Origin of the sequence: Micromonospora sp. WMMA1996, from assembly GCF_002573675.1 — a bacterium.
GTDB lineage: Bacteria > Actinomycetota > Actinomycetes > Mycobacteriales > Micromonosporaceae > Micromonospora > Micromonospora sediminicola.
This window is the reverse complement of sequence record NZ_PDHU01000001.1, coordinates 209043-225865: the sequence shown is the minus strand read 5'-3', so window position 1 is coordinate 225865 and position 16823 is coordinate 209043. Positions and strand designations below refer to the sequence as shown.

Annotated in this window: 15 protein-coding genes; 10 read left to right on the top strand and 5 right to left on the bottom strand. The window is 74.8% G+C overall.

The features are described from left to right. Positions 1–11 precede the first annotated feature (11 nt). On the bottom strand, positions 12–2684 hold the full coding sequence (locus tag COO58_RS01095; protein WP_098743473.1) for a LuxR C-terminal-related transcriptional regulator: 2673 nt from the start codon (positions 2682–2684) through the stop codon (positions 12–14). A 194-nt stretch (positions 2685–2878) separates the two neighbouring features. On the opposite strand from COO58_RS01095, the gene COO58_RS01090 reads away from it, so the two are divergent. The 10 genes from COO58_RS01090 to COO58_RS01045 all read left to right on the top strand — a co-directional run bounded on the left by COO58_RS01090 (position 2879) and on the right by COO58_RS01045 (position 11515). Continuing rightward, positions 2879–4441, top strand: coding sequence for a hypothetical protein (locus COO58_RS01090; RefSeq protein ID WP_091581029.1), 1563 nt, complete (start codon positions 2879–2881; stop codon positions 4439–4441). Between the two features lie 115 nt (positions 4442–4556). After that, positions 4557–4847 carry an ATP-dependent Clp protease adapter ClpS gene (clpS, locus tag COO58_RS01085; RefSeq protein WP_091269570.1) on the top strand — a complete coding sequence of 97 codons (291 nt, stop codon included), beginning with the start codon at positions 4557–4559 and terminating at the stop codon, positions 4845–4847. Then, positions 4844–5347 (top strand): DUF2017 domain-containing protein, encoded by a 504-nt coding sequence (locus COO58_RS01080; RefSeq protein WP_091584094.1) that lies wholly within the window; start codon positions 4844–4846, stop codon positions 5345–5347. The genes clpS and COO58_RS01080 overlap by 4 nt, the downstream gene beginning before the upstream one ends. 55 nt (positions 5348–5402) lie before the next feature. Next, complete coding sequence (locus tag COO58_RS01075) at positions 5403–5891, top strand: Mov34/MPN/PAD-1 family protein (protein WP_091581027.1); 489 nt, start codon at positions 5403–5405, stop codon at positions 5889–5891. A gap of 66 nt (positions 5892–5957) precedes the next feature. After that, a complete protein-coding gene (locus COO58_RS01070) occupies positions 5958–6302 on the top strand; it encodes a MoaD/ThiS family protein (protein WP_091581023.1) in 345 nt (114 codons plus the stop codon). Positions 6303–6311: 9 nt separating this feature from the next. After that, complete coding sequence (locus tag COO58_RS01065; protein ID WP_091581018.1) at positions 6312–7277, top strand: PLP-dependent cysteine synthase family protein; 966 nt, start codon at positions 6312–6314, stop codon at positions 7275–7277. Between the two features lie 224 nt (positions 7278–7501). After that, positions 7502–8248, top strand: coding sequence for an MBL fold metallo-hydrolase (locus COO58_RS01060; protein WP_091581013.1), 747 nt, complete (start codon positions 7502–7504; stop codon positions 8246–8248). A gap of 54 nt (positions 8249–8302) precedes the next feature. Beyond that, the gene (gene rph, locus COO58_RS01055; protein ID WP_091581009.1) at positions 8303–9031 is read left to right on the top strand and encodes a ribonuclease PH; all 729 of its coding nucleotides are present in this window, start codon (positions 8303–8305) and stop codon (positions 9029–9031) included. After that, entirely contained in the window at positions 9028–9651 is a 624-nt protein-coding gene (rdgB, locus tag COO58_RS01050; RefSeq protein ID WP_091581005.1) for an RdgB/HAM1 family non-canonical purine NTP pyrophosphatase, read from the top strand. The genes rph and rdgB overlap by 4 nt, the downstream gene beginning before the upstream one ends. A 124-nt stretch (positions 9652–9775) precedes the next feature. Further along, on the top strand, positions 9776–11515 hold the full coding sequence (locus COO58_RS01045; RefSeq protein ID WP_141561837.1) for a hypothetical protein: 1740 nt from the start codon (positions 9776–9778) through the stop codon (positions 11513–11515). Between the two features lie 4 nt (positions 11516–11519). Here COO58_RS01045 and hutH read toward each other — a convergent pair whose 3' ends face one another. Genes hutH through COO58_RS01025 form a run of 4 tightly spaced genes read right to left on the bottom strand, consistent with a single transcriptional unit; the run spans position 11520 to position 16820 of the window. Then, complete coding sequence (gene hutH / locus COO58_RS01040) at positions 11520–13058, bottom strand: histidine ammonia-lyase (RefSeq protein WP_098743470.1); 1539 nt, start codon at positions 13056–13058, stop codon at positions 11520–11522. Beyond that, the gene (gene hutI, locus COO58_RS01035) at positions 13055–14251 is read right to left on the bottom strand and encodes an imidazolonepropionase (RefSeq protein ID WP_098746013.1); all 1197 of its coding nucleotides are present in this window, start codon (positions 14249–14251) and stop codon (positions 13055–13057) included. Before hutI ends, hutH begins: the two co-directional genes overlap by 4 nt. Further along, positions 14251–15603: a formimidoylglutamate deiminase gene (locus COO58_RS01030; RefSeq protein ID WP_176558844.1), complete on the bottom strand. Its 1353-nt coding sequence runs from the start codon at positions 15601–15603 to the stop codon at positions 14251–14253. The genes hutI and COO58_RS01030 overlap by 1 nt, the downstream gene beginning before the upstream one ends. Then, positions 15600–16820 (bottom strand): allantoate amidohydrolase, encoded by a 1221-nt coding sequence (locus COO58_RS01025; RefSeq protein ID WP_098743467.1) that lies wholly within the window; start codon positions 16818–16820, stop codon positions 15600–15602. The genes COO58_RS01030 and COO58_RS01025 overlap by 4 nt, the downstream gene beginning before the upstream one ends. Positions 16821–16823 lie beyond the last annotated feature (3 nt).

The following is a 16823-nucleotide window of genomic DNA, read 5'->3' as shown; positions in this document are numbered from 1 at the left end:
CAGCCTAGAGTTCAGGCCGGATCCGCGCCGTCGTGCCCCGGCATCGACCGCAGCGCGGCCCGCAGCTCGCCGCGGCCGGTGACGCCGAGCTTGCTGTAGACCCGCTGGAGGTGGTTCTCCACGGTGCGGGTGGACAGGAACAGCCGTTCGGCGATCGCGCGGCTGGTCACGCCCTCGGCGGCGAGGCGGGCGACCTCCCACTCCCGGTCGCTGAGCGTGGGACGGAGCATGCGCAGCGCCGGGGTGGAGATCTCGTCGCAGCGGCGCAGCAGGTCGGCGAGGCGCTCCCGGACCGGCCCGGTCGCTCCGGCGCGCCCGTCCCGCATCCGGTGCAGCGCCATCGCGGTCGCCTCGGCGGCGTAGACGACCAGATCGCGGGCGGCGAAGCCGTCGGCCACCGCGAGCAGGTCGTCGGGGGAGCCGTCGAGCGCGGCCCGGCCGTAGCGGGCGACCAGCGGCGGCAGCACGCCGTCCACCTGTTCGGAGAGCTCCGCGAGGCGCTGCGCCACGGTGCGCTGGCCGCCGTCGGTGCAGGTCGGTCCGACCGGCGCGGCGGCCTGGTCGAACCGGACCAGGTCGAGCAGGACGAGCAGCTCGTGCCCGGCCAGCCCGTCCTCGCGCAGCCGGTCGGCCAGCGCGCAGAGGTGCTTGGTGGCCGCCGGCAGGTCGCCGACCGCCGCCTGCGCCGCGCCCCGGGCCTGCTCCAGCCACGGGTAGAGGACGGCCATCCCGGGCGCGTGCGTCCGGTCCGCCTCGGCCATCGCCTCGGCCGCGTGCGCCGCGTCCCCGCGCAACGCCGCCGCCTGGGCGCGTTCGGCGTGCGCCAGGCCGGCGTACACCCGGCTGGTGGCGAGCACCGCGCAGGCGCCCAGGCTGGTCTTGAGCGCGTCGTCGCCGCGTCCGCGCAGGCGGGCCGCGTACGCCTGGAGGATGGCCAGGTAGCCGGTGCCGAGCCGGAAGTCGCCGGCACCGGCCAGGTCGGCGAACTCGTCCGCGACGATCGCGTCGATGCCGGCCAGGTCGCCGGAGAGCGCCAGCCGGGTGCCCCGGGCCAGCTCCATGGCGAGTTGGAGGTAGGGCATGTCGGACCGCCAGCACGCGGCCTCGGCCTGCACCCGGGCGATCGCGGTGGCGCTGCGGCGGTACTGCCCCTGGGCCGCCTGAAGGTGGGCGAGCGTGCAGCGGGCCAGCTCGCGGGCCGCCATCGGGGCGGCCGGACGGTCGAGCACCTCCTGGGCCAGCCGCACCGCGACGTCGACGTCGAGCCGGTGCAGCCGCATGATGGCCTCGAAGGCGCGGACCCGGGCCCGGTCGGCCGGGTCGGACAGCTCCTCGCCGCGGGCGGCGATCTCCTCCACCGTGGACTCCCGGTTGAGGCCCCAGTAGCTGACCATGCCCCGGACGGTCAGCCAACGGCTCCGTCGGCGATCGTCGTGGATCTCGCCGGCGACCTGGTCGAGCACCCCGATCGCCTCGTCCGGCCGGTCGCCGAACATGAGGATGGTGGCGAGCAGCTCGGCGGCGTCGGTGCCGCCGCCGGCCTCCAGCGCGGCGCGGGCCAGCCGGGTGGCCAGCGGCACGTCGTACCGGCCGAAGGCCTGCACGGCCGCGTCGAGGAGCAGCGCCACGTCCTGGGCCGTGCCCGAGTCGAGCCGCCACACCGCGACCCGCAGCAGGTCGTCCCGTCGGCGCTTGCCGACCCGCTCCAGCAGCCCGGCCAGGGTGGCCTGGAGCCGCCGGGTGCGGCTGACCGGGCACTGCCGGCGCATCACCTCGCCGTAGAGCGGGTGGGCCAGGCGGACGTTGAGCCGCCGGTCGTCGCGGACCATGGTGATGAGCCCGCGTTCCTCGGCCGTCTCCACGTCGGTCGGATCGACCGCCTGCTCGAGCAGGTGCAGGCCGAGCGGCTCGCCGAACGCGACCAGCTCGACCACGGCCCGGACGCCGGGGGTGAGCTGACCGATCCGGGTGTCGATCAGGTCGGTGAGGCTGGGGGCCAGCTCCAGCCGGCCGGTCCACTTCCAGATCCCGTACGTGCTCTTCAGCTCGTCATCGGCGGCCAGCACCAGCTCGCGCAGCAGCAGCGGGTTGCCGGCGGAGAGCCGGAACAGGCGCTCGGAGGAGCCGGCGTCGACCGGGCCGCCCAGGATCGCGGCGAGCAGCCCGGTGGTCTCGCTCGGGCCGAGCGGCCCCAGCTCGACCAGGTCGACCAGGTCGTCGGTCCACAGGGCGCGGATCGGCAGCGGGATCTGCTCCCCGTTGCGCAGCGTCCCGATCACGGTGGCGTTCTCGGACCGGGCGACCAGGTGCACCAGCGCCGCCGAGGGCGGGTCGAGCAGGTGCGCGTCGTCGATGGCCAGCACGATGGGCCGGCCGGCGGCCTGTTCCTGGAGCACGTCCACGGCCCAGCGCAGGATCCCGGCGGGGGAGAGGCCCTGCGGTTGCGCGGCCGGGAGCACCTGGACCAGCCCGCCGAACGGCAGCGCGGCGGTGGTCGCGCTGGCCGCGACGGACCAGATGGCGTGACGTTCGGGCGAGAGCGCGGCCACCCCCTCCCGCAGCAACCGGCTCTTGCCGACGCCGGCGTCGCCGCTGAAGAGCAGTCCGCGCCCCTCCGGGCCACCGACCGCCGACAACAGACGGTTGAGTTCATCCGTTCGGCCGACGAACTCCCACCTACTCATCGGTGCAGCATATCGATGGTGTTCCGTCCGCGCGCAGACCGTCACGCAGTGAAGTTGAGTAATCTGTTCATTACCCGTGAGTACCGGATGTGTTCGGTGTCGGATCCCTGACACACGTACTCTTCCGGCATCCCCTGCGACCAGGGGATTCGACCGCGACCGGCCCCCCGGTCGCCTGACCGGGAGGCCGCCTGATGAAGCCGGGTCCACTCCCCTCGGTCGACGTGCCCGAAACAGGAGGCCCGGCCGAGCCGCCCCGGTGCGCCCCGCTGCCGACCCGGGTCGGGGTGACCGAGCCGGGGCCGGACGAGCCGATGGCGGTGGTCGTCGCCGGTCCGGCGGGCGCCGGACGACGCGAGCTGATCGCCGGCCTGCTCGGGCTGGACGCCGGGACGCTCACCGTGCCCGCCGGCAGCCACCTGCTGGTCAACCACGCCAAGGTCGCCACCCGGGCCGCGTACGTCCCGGGCTACCGCCAGCCGCACTCCTACGGCGCCGACCCGCTCGCCGCCGGCCCGGCGCTCGCCCGGCCGCCGCGCCGGGTCGAGCTGAGCCTGCCCGACCCGCTGCTGCGGCACTTCTCGGTGCTCGACACGCCGGACACCGGCGCCCTCGGCGTGGCCGGTGGCCGGGTGCTGCTGGACGCCGTGGGCCGGGCCGGCGCGCTGCTCTTCACGATCTCCGCCGACCAGGCGTTCAGTGCGGCCGAGCTGCACCTGCTGGCCGAGGTGGCGCGGGCCCGGGTCGCGGTCTTCTTCGCGGTCACCCCCGGCGTGACCGGCTGGGCGGCGCCGGCGGACGGCGCGGCGGTGGAGGACACGGGGGCGTCCGTCCCGTCGGCCGGCCGGACCGGCCCGCCCGGCCCCGCCGGTCGGCTCGACCCGGTGGCGGTCTCGATCGCGGCCCACCGCGCCGCGCTGCTGGCCGCGGTGCCCGCTCTCGCCCCGGCCCGGTGGTTCCCGGCCCGCCGGGCGGAGCTGCCGAACCTGCGCCGGGCCCTGGTCGGCTGGGCCGCCGACGAGGGGCTGCGCCGGGCCAGCGCCCGGCCGCCGGAGCCGCCCGGCGCGCACGGCCGGGTGCCGGTGGTGGCCGGGGTCGAGCCCGCCGAGCTGACCGACCGGATCGACCGCCAGGCCCGCTCCTGCGCCCAGCGGATCCGCCAGCACCTCGCCCTGGAGCTGGCCAACATCCACCTGCGGGTGGTGCAGGAGATCGTCTTCGGGGTCGGCTGCGCCGGTCTGCCGCAGCTGCTCGACCGCGAGCTGGAGGCGCTGTCGCTGCTCGCCACGGCCCAGTGCGACGAGGCGGTGCGGGGCATCGTCGACGACGCCGCCGCCCGGGTCTTCGGCGCGCCACTCGCCGAGGGCGTGCGCCGGCGGATCGACCACGCCGTGCGCTGGGGCCTGGCCGACCACCCGGACAGCCGGGAGCTGGACCGGGTGCTCCTGGTCACCAGCACGGCCGGGGTGGCCGGGCTGACCGGCACCGGCGCGCTCGACGCGCTGGCCGGCCTGCCCGGGGCGGAGCGCGACGAGGTGCTGCCGCCGATCGGCGTGGCGCTCAACGGCGGCTGTTGGCAGCACTGGCGGTCACCGGGCAACGACGACCCGGGCGCCGCCCGCTCCTGGGCCCAGCGGGCCCTGCGCGAGGTCGAGCTGGAACTGTCCCGCGAGGTGTCCCGCCGCTTCGAGGTGATCCGTCTCTCGCTGAGCGCGGTGCTCACCGATGCTGTCGACCACGGCATCCTGCTTGCCTGAGAACAGGGGCGCCGCGGGGGCGGCCGGGCCGACGTTCGCGGCCCGGGCGGGTGATCCCGACCGCCGCGCCGTTCCAGTTCATCGGTTCCCCGGATCCGGTGGCACGATGGGGGGCATGGCGGCTCCACAGGTTGCGCCGGTCGAGACGCCGGACACCGAAGAGGTGCCGGTCTCCGACCGGCCGTGGGTGACCATCGTCTGGGACGATCCGGTCAACCTGATGACGTACGTGACCTGGGTTTTCCAGAAGCTCTTCGGGTACAGCAGGGAGAAGGCGGAGCAGCTCATGCTGGACGTGCACCACAAGGGCAAGGCGGTGGTCTCCAGCGGGGCCCGGGAGCGGATGGAGCACGACGCGTCGCAGTTGCACGCGTACGGGTTGTGGGCGACGGTGGACCGCTCATGAGCATGTTCCGCCGCCGGGGCGACCGCTACGTGGCGACGTTCGCCGTCGACGAGGTGCGCGTGCTGCGCAAGGTCGCCTCCGAGGTGGTCGGGCTGCTGACCGACGGCTTCGACCACGGTGACCCGGTGGTCGGCCGGCTGTTCCCCGAGGTCTATCCGGAGGACGCGGCCGGCACGGCCGAGTTCCGCCGCTACACCGAGGGCGACCTCAAGACCGCCAAGATCGACCAGGCCGGCGCGATCCTGGCCGCGTTGCCCGACGGCGACGCCGGGGGCGAGGTGCGGCTGGACGCGGAGGCGGCCGAGGCGTGGCTGCGCGCGCTCAACGACGCCCGGCTGGCGATGGGCGTCCGGCTGGAGATCAAGGACGGCACCGACCTGGGCGAGGAGCTCGACGACGCGGTCGCGGCGGACCCGGCCTCGTCCCGGGTGTTCCAACTGTCGGTCTACGCCTATCTCGGATATCTGCAGGAGTCCCTGCTCAACGCGCTCATCGACTGAGCCGTGACGGTCGCCACCTCGCCGCCCGGGACGGCCAGGCGCTAGGCTGGGCAGCGTGCTGAGCATCGACCGGTCGATCATCGACGCGATCGTCGCCCACGCGCGTCGGGACCACCCGGACGAGGCGTGCGGCGTGGTCGCCGGTCCCGCCGGCAGCGACACCCCGACCCGGCACATCCCGATGGACAACGCCGCCCGCTCGATGACCTTCTACGAGTTCGACTCGATGGAGCAGTTGCGGGTCTGGCGCGAGATGGACGACCGCGACGAGGAGCCGGTCGTCATCTACCACTCGCACACCGCCACGGAGGCCTACCCGTCCCGCACGGACGTCTCCTTCGCCGGTGAGCCGGGAGCGCACTACCTGCTCGTCTCGACCCGTGAGTCCGACACCGAGGAGATCCGCTCCTTCCGGATCGTCGACGGCGTGGTCACCGAGGAGCCGGTCGAGATCGTGGATGCCGCCGTGGACCCGCACGCCGTCCAGTCCTACATGTTCGGGCAGAGCCCGGCGACGGTCGACTACGAGTGTTCCGGCCGCTGACCCCAGCGCCGGCACATCTTCCCTGTCCGTCACCTGGCACGACCCGAACGAGGAGCACGAGACACCATGGCCATCGAGGTTCGCATCCCCACCATCCTGCGCAGCTACACCGGCGGCGCGAAGGTCGTCGAGGGCAGCGGTGACACGCTCGCCGACCTGCTCACCGACCTGGACTCCCGGCACGCCGGCCTGCGGGCCCGGCTGGTCACCGACGCCGGGGCGCTGCACCGGTTCGTCAACGTCTACGTCAACGACGAGGACGTCCGCTTCCTGGGCGCGCTCGACGCCAAGCTCAACGACGGCGACAGCGTGACCATCCTGCCGGCCGTGGCCGGCGGCGCGTTCGGCTTCGCCGCGGCGGCGGCCATCGCCTCGCACGCGGTCGCGGCGCGCGCCACCGCCGCCCGCTAGGGGGTCGGCATGGCGCGGTACGACAGTCTGCTCGACGCCTCCGGCGGCACGCCGCTGGTCGGGCTGCCGCGGCTCTCGCCGACGGTGCCCGACGGCGCGCCGCCGGTGCGGCTCTGGGCCAAGCTGGAGGACCGGAACCCGACCGGCAGCATCAAGGACCGCGCGGCCCTGTTCATGGTCCGCGCGGCCGAGGAGGCCGGCCGGCTCCGCCCCGGCGACACCATCCTGGAGCCGACCAGCGGCAACACCGGCATCTCGCTGGCCATGGTGGCGAAGCTGCGGGGCTACCGGCTGGTGTGCGTGATGCCGGAGAACGTCTCGACCGAGCGGGTGCAACTGCTCCGGATGTACGGCGCGGAGATCATCTTCTCGCCGGCCGCCGGCGGCTCGAACCAGGCCGTCGCCACCGCCAAGCAGATCGCGTCCGACCACCCGGACTGGGTGATGCTCTACCAGTACGGCAACGAGGCGAACGCCCGGGCGCACTACGAGACGACCGGGCCGGAGCTGCTGCACGACCTGCCGGGCATCACCCACTTCGTGGCCGGGCTGGGCACCACCGGCACGCTCATGGGCACCGGCCGCTACCTGCGGGAGAAGGTCGACGGGATCCAGGTCGTGGCGGCCGAGCCGCGCTACGGCGAGCTGGTCTACGGCCTGCGCAACATCGACGAGGGCTACGTGCCCGAGCTGTACGACGCCGGGGTGCTGTCCCGGCGGTTCTCGGTCGGCACCCGGGACGCGGTGCTGCGGACCCGTCAGCTGGTCGAGGTCGAGGGGATCTTCGCCGGGTTCTCGACCGGCGCGATCCTGCACGCCGCGCTCGCCGTGGCGCACGAGGCGGTCCGCGACGGCCGCCGTGCCGACGTGGCCTTCGTGGTCTGCGACGGCGGCTGGAAATACCTGTCGACCGGGGCGTACGGCGGCACCCTCGCGGACGCCGAGGACGCCCTGGAGGGTCAGCTCTGGGCCTGACGGCCCGACGATCGGTCCGGTCGGCGACTGTCGCCGGCCGGACCGTCGTCATCTCCCGGGACCAGACGTGTACGGGTGTCACGTTGATGACAACTTCCGGCAGATGATTCTTGCCCGACCGGGCCGACGCGTAGGCTGCGCAGCGTGGCGAGCGCGTCGGTAGAGATCAACGGCGGGGCGACTTCCGACGCGTCGACTACCCACCGTGAGATCGAGGCAACCGGATGCGACTGACCGTCCTCGGCTGCGCGGGCAGCTTCCCCGGGCCCGAGTCCCCCTGCTCCGCCTACCTCCTGGAGGCCGACGGTTTCCGGCTCCTGATCGACTTCGGGGTGGGTTCGCTCTCCACGCTCCAGCGCTACGTCGGGCTGCACGCCCCGGACGCCGTCCTCCTCACCCACCTGCACTGCGACCACATGTTCGACGCGGTGTCCTACGTGGTGGTGCGCCGGTACGCGCCGGACGGCCCGTACCCGCCTCTGCCGATGTACGCCCCCTCCGGCGCGCCGGACCGGCTGGCCAGCGCGTACGGGCAGGAGGAGGGCTCGGTGGAGGACGTCTACCAGTTCTACGGCCTGCAGCCGGGCACGTTCCCGATCGGCCCGTTCACCGTCACCGTCGACCGGATGAACCACCCGGTCGAGACGTACGGGGTGCGGCTGGAGCACGGTGGCCGGGTGTTCTGCTACTCCGCCGACACCGCGCCCTGCGAGGCGCTGCTGCGGCTGGCCCAGGACGCCGACGTGTTCCTCTGCGAGGCCAGCTACATGGACGGCGTGGACAACCCGCCGGACCTGCACCTGACCGGCCGGGAGGCCGGCGAGGCGGCCACCAAGGCGGGGGTGGGCCGGCTGCTGCTCACCCACCTCGTCCCCGCGTGGGGCAGCGAGTCGCACACGGTGGAGTCGGCGGCCGGGGCGTTCGCCGGGCCGCTCGAGGTGGTCCGGGCGGGCGCCAGCTACGACATCTGACCGGCCGGCGGCACCCGCGGGCGGGGCGGTCACCGCACCGCATAGGGTGCAGGCATGGCGCGACCTGACGGGCGGCGGCCCGACCAACTCCGACCGGTGACGCTGACCCGGGGCTGGAGCACCCACCCGGAGGGCTCGGTGCTCGTCGAGTTCGGCGCGACCCGGGTGCTCTGCACGGCCAGCGTCACCGAGGGCGTGCCGCGCTGGCGCAAGGGCTCCGGGCTGGGTTGGGTGACCGCCGAGTACGCGATGCTGCCCCGCGCCACCAACACCCGCTCCGACCGGGAGAGCGTCCGGGGGAAGGTCGGCGGGCGCACCCACGAGATCTCCCGGTTGATCGGCCGCAGCCTGCGTGCCTGCGTCGACCTGAAGGCGTTGGGCGAGAACTCCGTGGTGCTCGACTGCGACGTGCTCCAGGCCGACGGCGGCACCCGCACCGCCGCGATCACCGGCGCGTACGTCGCCCTGTACGACGCGGTGACCTGGCTGGCCGAGCGCAAGGCGCTCACCGGCAAGGTGGAGAAGGTGATGCACCGCTCGGTGTCCGCGGTGAGCGTCGGTGTGATCGGCGGCGAGCCGATGCTCGACCTCTGCTATGCCGAGGACGTGACCGCCGAGGTCGACATGAACGTGGTCTGCACCGGCGCCGGCGACTTCGTCGAGGTGCAGGGCACGGGCGAGGCCGGCGTCTTCGCCCGCGACCAGCTCGACGCGCTGCTCGACCTGGGCGTGGCGGGCTGCCTGGAACTGGCCGACGCGCAGCGGAAGGCGCTGAACCTGTGACCGACAACAAGGTGCTCCTGGCCACCCGTAACCGCAAGAAGCTCGTCGAGTTGCAGCGGATCCTGGACGGCGCGCTCGGCGCCCACCGGATCGCCCTGCTCGGCCTCGACGACGTGGAGGAATATCCGGAGCTGCCGGAGACCGGCCTGACGTTCGGCGAGAACGCGCTGATCAAGGCCCGGGAGGGCTGCCGGCGCACCGGCCTGCCGACCATCGCCGACGACTCCGGCATCGCGGTGGACGCGCTCAACGGCATGCCCGGGGTGTTCAGCGCCCGCTGGTCCGGCGGGCACGGCGACGACCGCGCCAACCTCCAGCTCCTGCTGGACCAGGTGGCCGACGTGCCGGACGAGCACCGGGGCGCGGCCTTCGTCTGCACGGTGGCGCTGGTGCTGCCGGGCGGCAAGGAGCACCTGGTCGACGGCCGGCAGCCGGGCCGGCTGCTGCGCGCGCCGCGCGGCGAGGGCGGGTTCGGCTACGACCCGATCTTCCTGGGTGACGGGCAGGAGCGGACCAACGCCGAGCTGACGCCCGAGGAGAAGGACGCGGTCAGCCACCGCGGCAAGGCGCTGCGCGAGCTGGCCAAGCTGGTCGCCAAGGTGCTCCCCGCAACCGGCTGAGGGCGGCGACGGCGGCGGAATCGACGGCCGTCGGGCCGCGTCCGGTTGCGGACGGGTGACCCCGGCCATACCGTCGGTGCAGGCCCGTCCCGAGCGTCGGGCCCTTCTCGACGGGGGAAGCGCCATGCTCGTTCGTCCACTGTGTCGTGTCCTGCCGGTGGTCCTGGTGGTGGGGGCGTCGGTCGCCGTCGGCGCCGCGCCGGCCGCCGCGACCACGTCGCCCGCGCTCGGCGTCGGCGACATTCGGCTGATGGAGCCGATCGGCGGTGCGCCCGACGCCCGCGCCGCGGTGCCGGTGGTGCTGGACCGGCCGGCGACCGCGCCGGTCACCTTCGCCTGGGCGGTCCGGGCCGGCACGGCGGACGGCGCCGACCTGGTGCTCGGGTCCGGCACCGGCACGATCGCGGCCGGCCAGCAGGCCACGTCCGTCCCGGTGCAGGTGCGCGGGGACGGCGTGACGGAGACGCTCGACCAGGTCGCCACCGTCGAGGTCAGCGCCGTCGCGGGCGCCGGCGTCGAGCGTGCGGTGGGGCGGGTCGTGATCCGGGACGCCGTCTTCGACGGCGTGCCCGCCGGGTTCGTGATCGGCGACGTCACGGTTCCCGAACCGGACTCCGGATCCGTCCGGGTCGCGGTGCCGGTCACGCTTCCGGTGCCGGCGAAGAAGTCCACCTCCCTCACCTGGGAGCTGCGCTCGCAGTACACCGCGCGGACCGGCGAGGACGTGGCCGCTGCCGGCGGCACGCTCACCCTCCCGGGCAGCACCACCTCCGGTTCCATCCCGCTGACCGTCCAGGGTGACGTGTCGCCGGAGCCGCTGGAGACCCTGCTGCTCAAACCGCTGTCGGCGGGCAACGCGCAGATCGGCGACCCGTGGGGTCAGGTCCGGATCCTCCGGGACGACGCCGACGACATACCGCTGCCGTGGACGGCACCGGAGCCGGTGCTGTCCGGGCCGGCCACCGCCGTCTACCTGGAGAGCAGCATCGGCGACTGGGCCGGCCAGGGGATCAGCACGTACGACACCCTGGCCACCGCCGGGGTCAAGGTCGTGGAGAGCGACGGGGAGCTACGGGTGGATCTCGACGGCGACCGGGACGCCTCCCTGCGCCTGACCACCAGTGGTGACCGGGTCAGCCCGATCGTCGCCGGCGCCTGGACGGTGCACGGCTACCAGTACGGCGTGCCGGGCTTCGACGCCGGGCGTGCGGGGACCAGTTGCAGCAGCCCGGACGCGACTGCCACCTTCGTGCTGGAGGACGTGGCCCGGGGCGGGGACGGCACGCTGGACCGGTTCGTCCTGCGCTTCGAGCAGTTCTGCCCCGACTCGCTGGACCCGACGCGGGGCTTCGTCCGCTACCAGCGGGACGATGCCACCGTGCCGGCTCCCGCGAAGGATCCCTCGACCTATCCGTGGCAGCCGCCCGCCGGTGCGGTGCCGGCCGCCGGCAACTGGCTCTATCTGGCCTCCGCCCCGGGCGAGTTCGTCGGGCAGGGCCAGACGCGGCTGCTGGCGGTGGACACCGCCGCCCGGGCGGACTGGTCGGCGGCCGGGGTGCGGTTGAGCTTCGGCGACGGTTACAGCGAGACCTGGAACTTCCTCGCGGGTCAGCCCGGATGGGCTCCCGTCTGGCAGCCGGGTTGGTACCCCGTCGGCTACGGCGCCGCCGGCAACCCCGTCAAGGCCGCCCTGTCGGTGAGCGGAAACGGTCGCGCCTGCAACAAGGTCACCGGCGACCTGGTGGTGGACACCGCCACCCACGACGCCGACGGTGCCCTCACCGCACTGACTCTGCGCTTCACGCAGCTCTGTGACGACGACCCGGATCCGCTGCGCGGGATGCTGCGGTGGAGCCGGGCCTGACCGGTCAGCCGAGCGGGCCGACCTCGCGTTCGATCGCGGCCCGCAGCGCCGGCCCGCGCACCACCTCGCGCGCCGCCTCCATCAGCGGGGCGAGGAACACGTCCGGCCCCGGCTCGCCGATCGCCCCGCCGAGCGCGGCCAGCGCCGCCCGGCCCGCCGGCGACGGCTCCAGCGGCGCCCGCAGCTGAAGTCCGCGTACGGCGGCCAGCAGCTCCACCGCGAGCAGGCTGGTCAGGTTGTCCAGCACGGTGCGCAGCTTCTTGGTGGCCGCCCAGCCCATCGAGACGTGGTCCTCCTGCATGCCGCTGGTGGGCAGCGAGTCGACCGAGGCGGGGGCGGCCAGCCGGCGGTTCTCCGCCACGATGCCGGCGGCGGTGTACTGGGCGATCATCAGCCCGGAGTTCACCCCTGCGTCGGGGGAGAGGAACGCCGGCAGGTCCCGGTTGCGGGCCACGTCGAGCAGCCGGTCCACCCGCCGTTCGGCGATCGCGCCCACCTCGGCGGCGGCGATGGCCAGGTAGTCGGCGGCGAAGCCGAGCGGCGCGCCGTGGAAGTTGCCCGTCGACTCGACCCGCCCGTCGGGCAGCACGACCGGGTTGTCCACCACGGACAGCAGCTCCCGGCCGGCGACCACCTCGACGAAGTCGAGCGTGTCCCGGGCCGCGCCGGCCACCTGCGGGGCACAGCGCATCGAGTACGCGTCCTGCACCGCGTGGGCCAGGTCGTCGCGGTGCGAGTCCATCACCGCCGAACCCTGCAGCAGCCGGTGGATGTTCGCCGCCGACGCGGCCTGCCCGGGGTGCGGGCGGATGGCGTGCAGCTCGGGCAGGAACGGCCGCTCCGAGCCGAGCATCGCCTCGATGGCCAGCGCGGCGGTGACGTCGGCCATGGCGAACAGGTGCCGGGCGTCGCGGACGGCCAGCAGCAGCATGCCGAGCATACCGTCGGTGCCGTTGATCAGCGCCAGTCCCTCCTTGGCGGCCAGCGACACCGGCGCCAGCCCGACCCGGCGCAGCGCGTCCGCGGCGGGGATCCGGTCGCCGGCCGGACCGAGCACCCAGCCCTCGCCGAGCAGCACCAGCGCGCAGTGCGCCAGCGGCGCGAGGTCACCCGACGCGCCGAGCGAGCCGTGCTCCGGCACCCAGGGCGTGACCTCGTGGTTGAGCAGGTCCACCAGCGCCTCGGCGACCAGCGGGCGGACGCCGGAGCGGCCCAGCGCGAGCGAGCGCACCCGCAGCAGCATCATGGCCCGCACCACCTCGCGGGGCATCGGCGCGCCCACGCCGGCCGCGTGCGAGCGGATCAGCGCGTGCTGCAACTCGGCCCGCCGCTCCGGGGCGACGAACGTGTTGGCCAGCGCCCCGAACCCGGTGGAGACGCCGTACACCGGGCGGCCGGCGGCCTCGATGCCGTCCACGATGGACCGGCTGGTCGCCATGGCCTCGGTGGCGGCCGGGTCGAGCACGACCTTGGCGGTGCCGCGGGCGACCGCGAGCACGTCGGCGGGGGTGATCCCGGTGGACAGGATGGTCACGGTGGTCATCGCGGCACTCCGTTGTGCAGAACCTGGCGGATCAGTGGCACACCCGGCCGGTAGGCCAGGTGCAGGTGGGTGGGGGCGTCGAGGATCATCAGGTCGGCCCGGGCCCCGGGGGTCAGCCGGCCCACGTCGGTGCGGCGCAGCGCCGCCGCCCCACCGGCGGTCGCGGCCCACACCGCCTCCGCCGGGGTCATCCGCATCTCGCGTACGGCGAGCGCGACGCAGAACGGCATCGACGAGGTGTACGACGAGCCGGGGTTGCAGTCGGTGGCCAGCGCCACGGTGACGCCGGCGTCGAGCAGCCGGCGCGCGTCCGGGTAGGGCGAGCGGGTGGAGAACTCCGCCCCGGGCAGCAGCGTGGCGACCGTGTTGGTCGGCGGCCCGGAGAGCCACTCGACGGTGGTCGAACCGGCGAGCGCGTCGATGTCGGCGTCGGTCAGGTGGGTGCAGTGGTCCACGCTGGCCGCGCCCAGTTCCACCCCGAGTTGGACGCCCGGCCCCGGGCCGAGCTGGTTGGCGTGCAGCCGCACGCCCAGACCGGCCGCCTGCCCGCAGGCGAGGATCGCCCGGGCGTGGTCGGCGTCGAACGCGCCCCGTTCGCAGAACACGTCGATCCAGCGGGCGTACGGCGCGGCGGCGGCCAGCATCGGGCCGCAGACCAGGCCCACGTAGTCGTCCGGGCGGTCGGCGTACTCGGCGGGGACCACGTGCGCGCCGAGGAACGTGGTGTCCTCGGTGAACTCGGCGGCGATCCGCAGCGAGCGGGCCTCCTCGGCGACGCTCAGGCCGTACCCGCTCTTGATCTCGACGGTGGTGGTGCCCTGCCGCAGCATCTCCGCGCGCAGCCGGCGCACGGTGGCGCGCAGGTCGTCGTCGGAGGCGGCGCGGGTGGCGCCGACGGTGGTCCGGATGCCGCCGCCGGTGTAGGGCTCGCCGGCCATCCGGGCGGCGAACTCGGCGGCCCGGTCACCGGCGAAGACCAGGTGGGCGTGGCTGTCCACGAAGCCGGGCAGCACGGCCGCGCCGTCGGCGTCGATCCGCCGGTCGGCGGCGGGCGCGTAGCGGGCCGGCCCGACCCAGGCCACCTCGCCGTCCTCGATCAGCAGGGCGGCGTCGCGGCGGACGCCCAGCGGGTCGCCGCCCCGCCCGTCGTTGGTGACCAGTTCGCCGATGTGGTCCACCAGCAGGCTGCCGATCACGACAACACCGCCGCGATCGAGTCGCGCAACTCGGTGGGGACGTCGACGGTCAGGTGCCGGCCGTCGGCCACCACGGTCCGGCCGTCCACCACGACGTGCGTCACGTCGGCGGCGGTGGCGGCGAAGAACACGCCGACCGGCGGCACGCCGGCCGTGCGGGCGCTGTCCAGCCGTACCGTCACCAGGTCGGCCCGGTCGCCGACGGCGAGCCGGCCGGCGTCGCCCCAGCCGAGCGCGGCGTGCCCGCCCACGGTGGCGGCGGTGACCAGGTCGGCGGCGCTGAAGTGCCCCCGTTTCCGGGTGCGCAGCCGCTCGTCCAGCTCCACCGCGCGGGCCTCCTCGAACAGGTCCACCACGGCGTGGCTGTCGCTGCCCAGGCTGAGCGGGCTGCCCGCCTCGGCCATCCGGCGGGCCGGGCCGATCCCGTCGGCCAGGTCCCGCTCGGTGGTGGGGCAGAGGCAGACGCCGGTGCGACTGTCGCCGAGCAGCGCCACGTCGGCGGCGGTCGGGTGGGTGGCGTGCACGGCGGTGGTGTGCCGGCCGAGCACGCCGTGTTCGGCGAGCAGCCGGGTCGGGGTGCAGCCGTGCACGGCCCGGCAGGCGTCGTTCTCGGCCGGCTGCTCGGACAGGTGCACGTGCAGCGGCAGCCCGTGCCGGTCGGCCCAGCCGGCCACGGTGGCGAGCTGCTCGGCGGGCACCGCGCGGACCGAGTGGATCGCCGCGCCGAGCCGGACGTGCTCGTCGGCCGGGCGGAACGCGTCGACCCGCTCCGCCCAGCGCAACGCGTCGCCGTCGCCGAACCGGCGCTGCGGGCCGACCAGCTCCGCGCCGTCCACCCCGGCGGTCAGGTACGCGGCGTCGAGCACGGTGAGCCGGATGCCGGCGTGCGCGGCGGCCTCGACCAGCGCGGCGGACATCGCGTTCGGGTCGTCGTACGGGGTGCCGCCGGGGCCGTGGTGCAGGTAGTGGAACTCGCCCACGCAGGTGATCCCGGCGAGCGCCATCTCCGCGTACGCGGCCCGGGCCAACGCGAGGTAGGAGTCGGGGTCGAGCCGGGCGGCGACCGAGTACATGAGGTCCCGCCAGGACCAGAAGTCGCCGCGCCCGTCGTGGGTGCGCCCGCGCAGCGCCCGGTGGAACGCGTGCGAGTGGGCGTCGGCCAGCCCGGGCAGGGTCAGCCCGGGCAGCCGGGTGGCGTCGCCGAGCACCTCCACCCCGGCGGCCGGCGACCCGCCGCCGGTCAGCGGGGTGACGGCGGTGAGCCGCCCGTCCGTCGCCTCGATCAGCACGTCCGGGGTGGGCTCGGCGTGGTCGGGCAGCCAGGCGTACTCGGCCAGCCAGCGGGTCAACGGCATGCCAGCTCCTCCAGCACCCGGGCCAGGGCGGCGACCCCGGCGGCGCAGTCGGCGTCGGTGGCGGACTCGGCGGGGGAGTGCGACACCCCGGTCGGGTTGCGCACGAACAACATCGCGGTGGGCAGGTGCGCCGCCAGCACCCCCGCGTCGTGGCCGGCGCCGGTGGGCAGCACCGGCGCGTCGAGCAGCGTGACCAGCCGCCCGGCCAGCCCACCGTCGAACGCCACGAGCGGGGTCGCCGACTCCTGTGTGCAGGTCAGCGCGGTGCCGTCCCGGCCGGCCCGCTCGGCGGCCTTGGTCCGTACCGCCTCGACCAGACCGTACAGCGTGTCCGCCTCGGCCGCCCGGGCGTCCAGCCAGCCGGTGACCCGCGACGGGACGGCGTTGGTGGCGTTCGGCTCGACCGACACCCGGCCGACGGTGGCGTGCGCGCCGCGCAGCCGGGCCTCCTTGTTCGCGGCGAGCACGGTGAACGCGTAGGTGAGCATCGGGTCGCGGCGGTCGGCCATCCGGGTCGTACCCGCGTGGTTGCCCTCGCCGGTGAAGTCGAACCGCCACCGGCCGTGCGGCCAGATCGCGGAGGCCACCGCGACCGGCGTGTCCGCGTCGACCAGGGCGCGGCCCTGCTCGACGTGCAGCTCGACGAAGGCCGCGAAGCGGCCGAGCAGCGCCGGGTCGGCGCCCGCCGGCCGGTCGCCCAGCGCGTCGGCGAAGCTCACCCCGGCGTGGTCGCGCAGCCCGGCCGCGCGGTCGACGTCGATCTCGCCGGTGAGCAGCCTCGACCCCAGGCAGGGTACGCCGAACCGCGCGCCCTCCTCCTCGACGAACGCGGCCACCACCACCGGCCGGACCGGGGTGACGCCGGCGGCCCGCAGCTCGTCCACGGCGAGCAACGCGCTGACGATGCCGAGCGGCCCGTCGTACGCCCCGCCGTGCGGCACCGAGTCGAAGTGGCTGCCGGTGAGCACCGCGTCGCCGGCCGTCGGGTCGCCCCACCAGGCGAACATGTTGCCGTTGCCGTCCTCGGACACGGGCATGCCGCGCCGGTCGGCCTGGTCCCGGAACCAGGCGCGCAGGGTGAGTTCCGGCTCGGTCAGCGCGTAGCGCAGGTAGCCGCCGCTGCCGGCGTCCCGCCCGATCGGCGCGATCTCGTCCCACAGCTCCCGGAACCGGTGAGGAAGGGACCCTTTCCATGCAGGATGCGTTAACAAGGG

Bases quoted from the DNA above. Each gene is read 5' to 3' on its own strand.
- clpS (WP_091269570.1), top strand. From the start codon at position 4,557: ATGGCGGCTCCACAGGTTGCGCCGGTCGAGACGCCGGACACCGAAGAG.
- COO58_RS01090 (WP_091581029.1), top strand. From the start codon at position 2,879: ATGAAGCCGGGTCCACTCCCCTCGGTCGACGTGCCCGAAACAGGAGGC.
- COO58_RS01045 (WP_141561837.1), top strand. From the start codon at position 9,776: ATGCTCGTTCGTCCACTGTGTCGTGTCCTGCCGGTGGTCCTGGTGGTG.
- COO58_RS01070 (WP_091581023.1), top strand. From the start codon at position 5,958: ATGGCCATCGAGGTTCGCATCCCCACCATCCTGCGCAGCTACACCGGC.
- COO58_RS01095 (WP_098743473.1), bottom strand. From the start codon at position 2,684: ATGAGTAGGTGGGAGTTCGTCGGCCGAACGGATGAACTCAACCGTCTG.
- rph (WP_091581009.1), top strand. From the start codon at position 8,303: ATGGCGCGACCTGACGGGCGGCGGCCCGACCAACTCCGACCGGTGACG.
- COO58_RS01060 (WP_091581013.1), top strand. From the start codon at position 7,502: ATGCGACTGACCGTCCTCGGCTGCGCGGGCAGCTTCCCCGGGCCCGAG.
- COO58_RS01065 (WP_091581018.1), top strand. From the start codon at position 6,312: ATGGCGCGGTACGACAGTCTGCTCGACGCCTCCGGCGGCACGCCGCTG.
- COO58_RS01080 (WP_091584094.1), top strand. From the start codon at position 4,844: ATGAGCATGTTCCGCCGCCGGGGCGACCGCTACGTGGCGACGTTCGCC.
- hutH (WP_098743470.1), bottom strand. From the start codon at position 13,058: ATGACCACCGTGACCATCCTGTCCACCGGGATCACCCCCGCCGACGTG.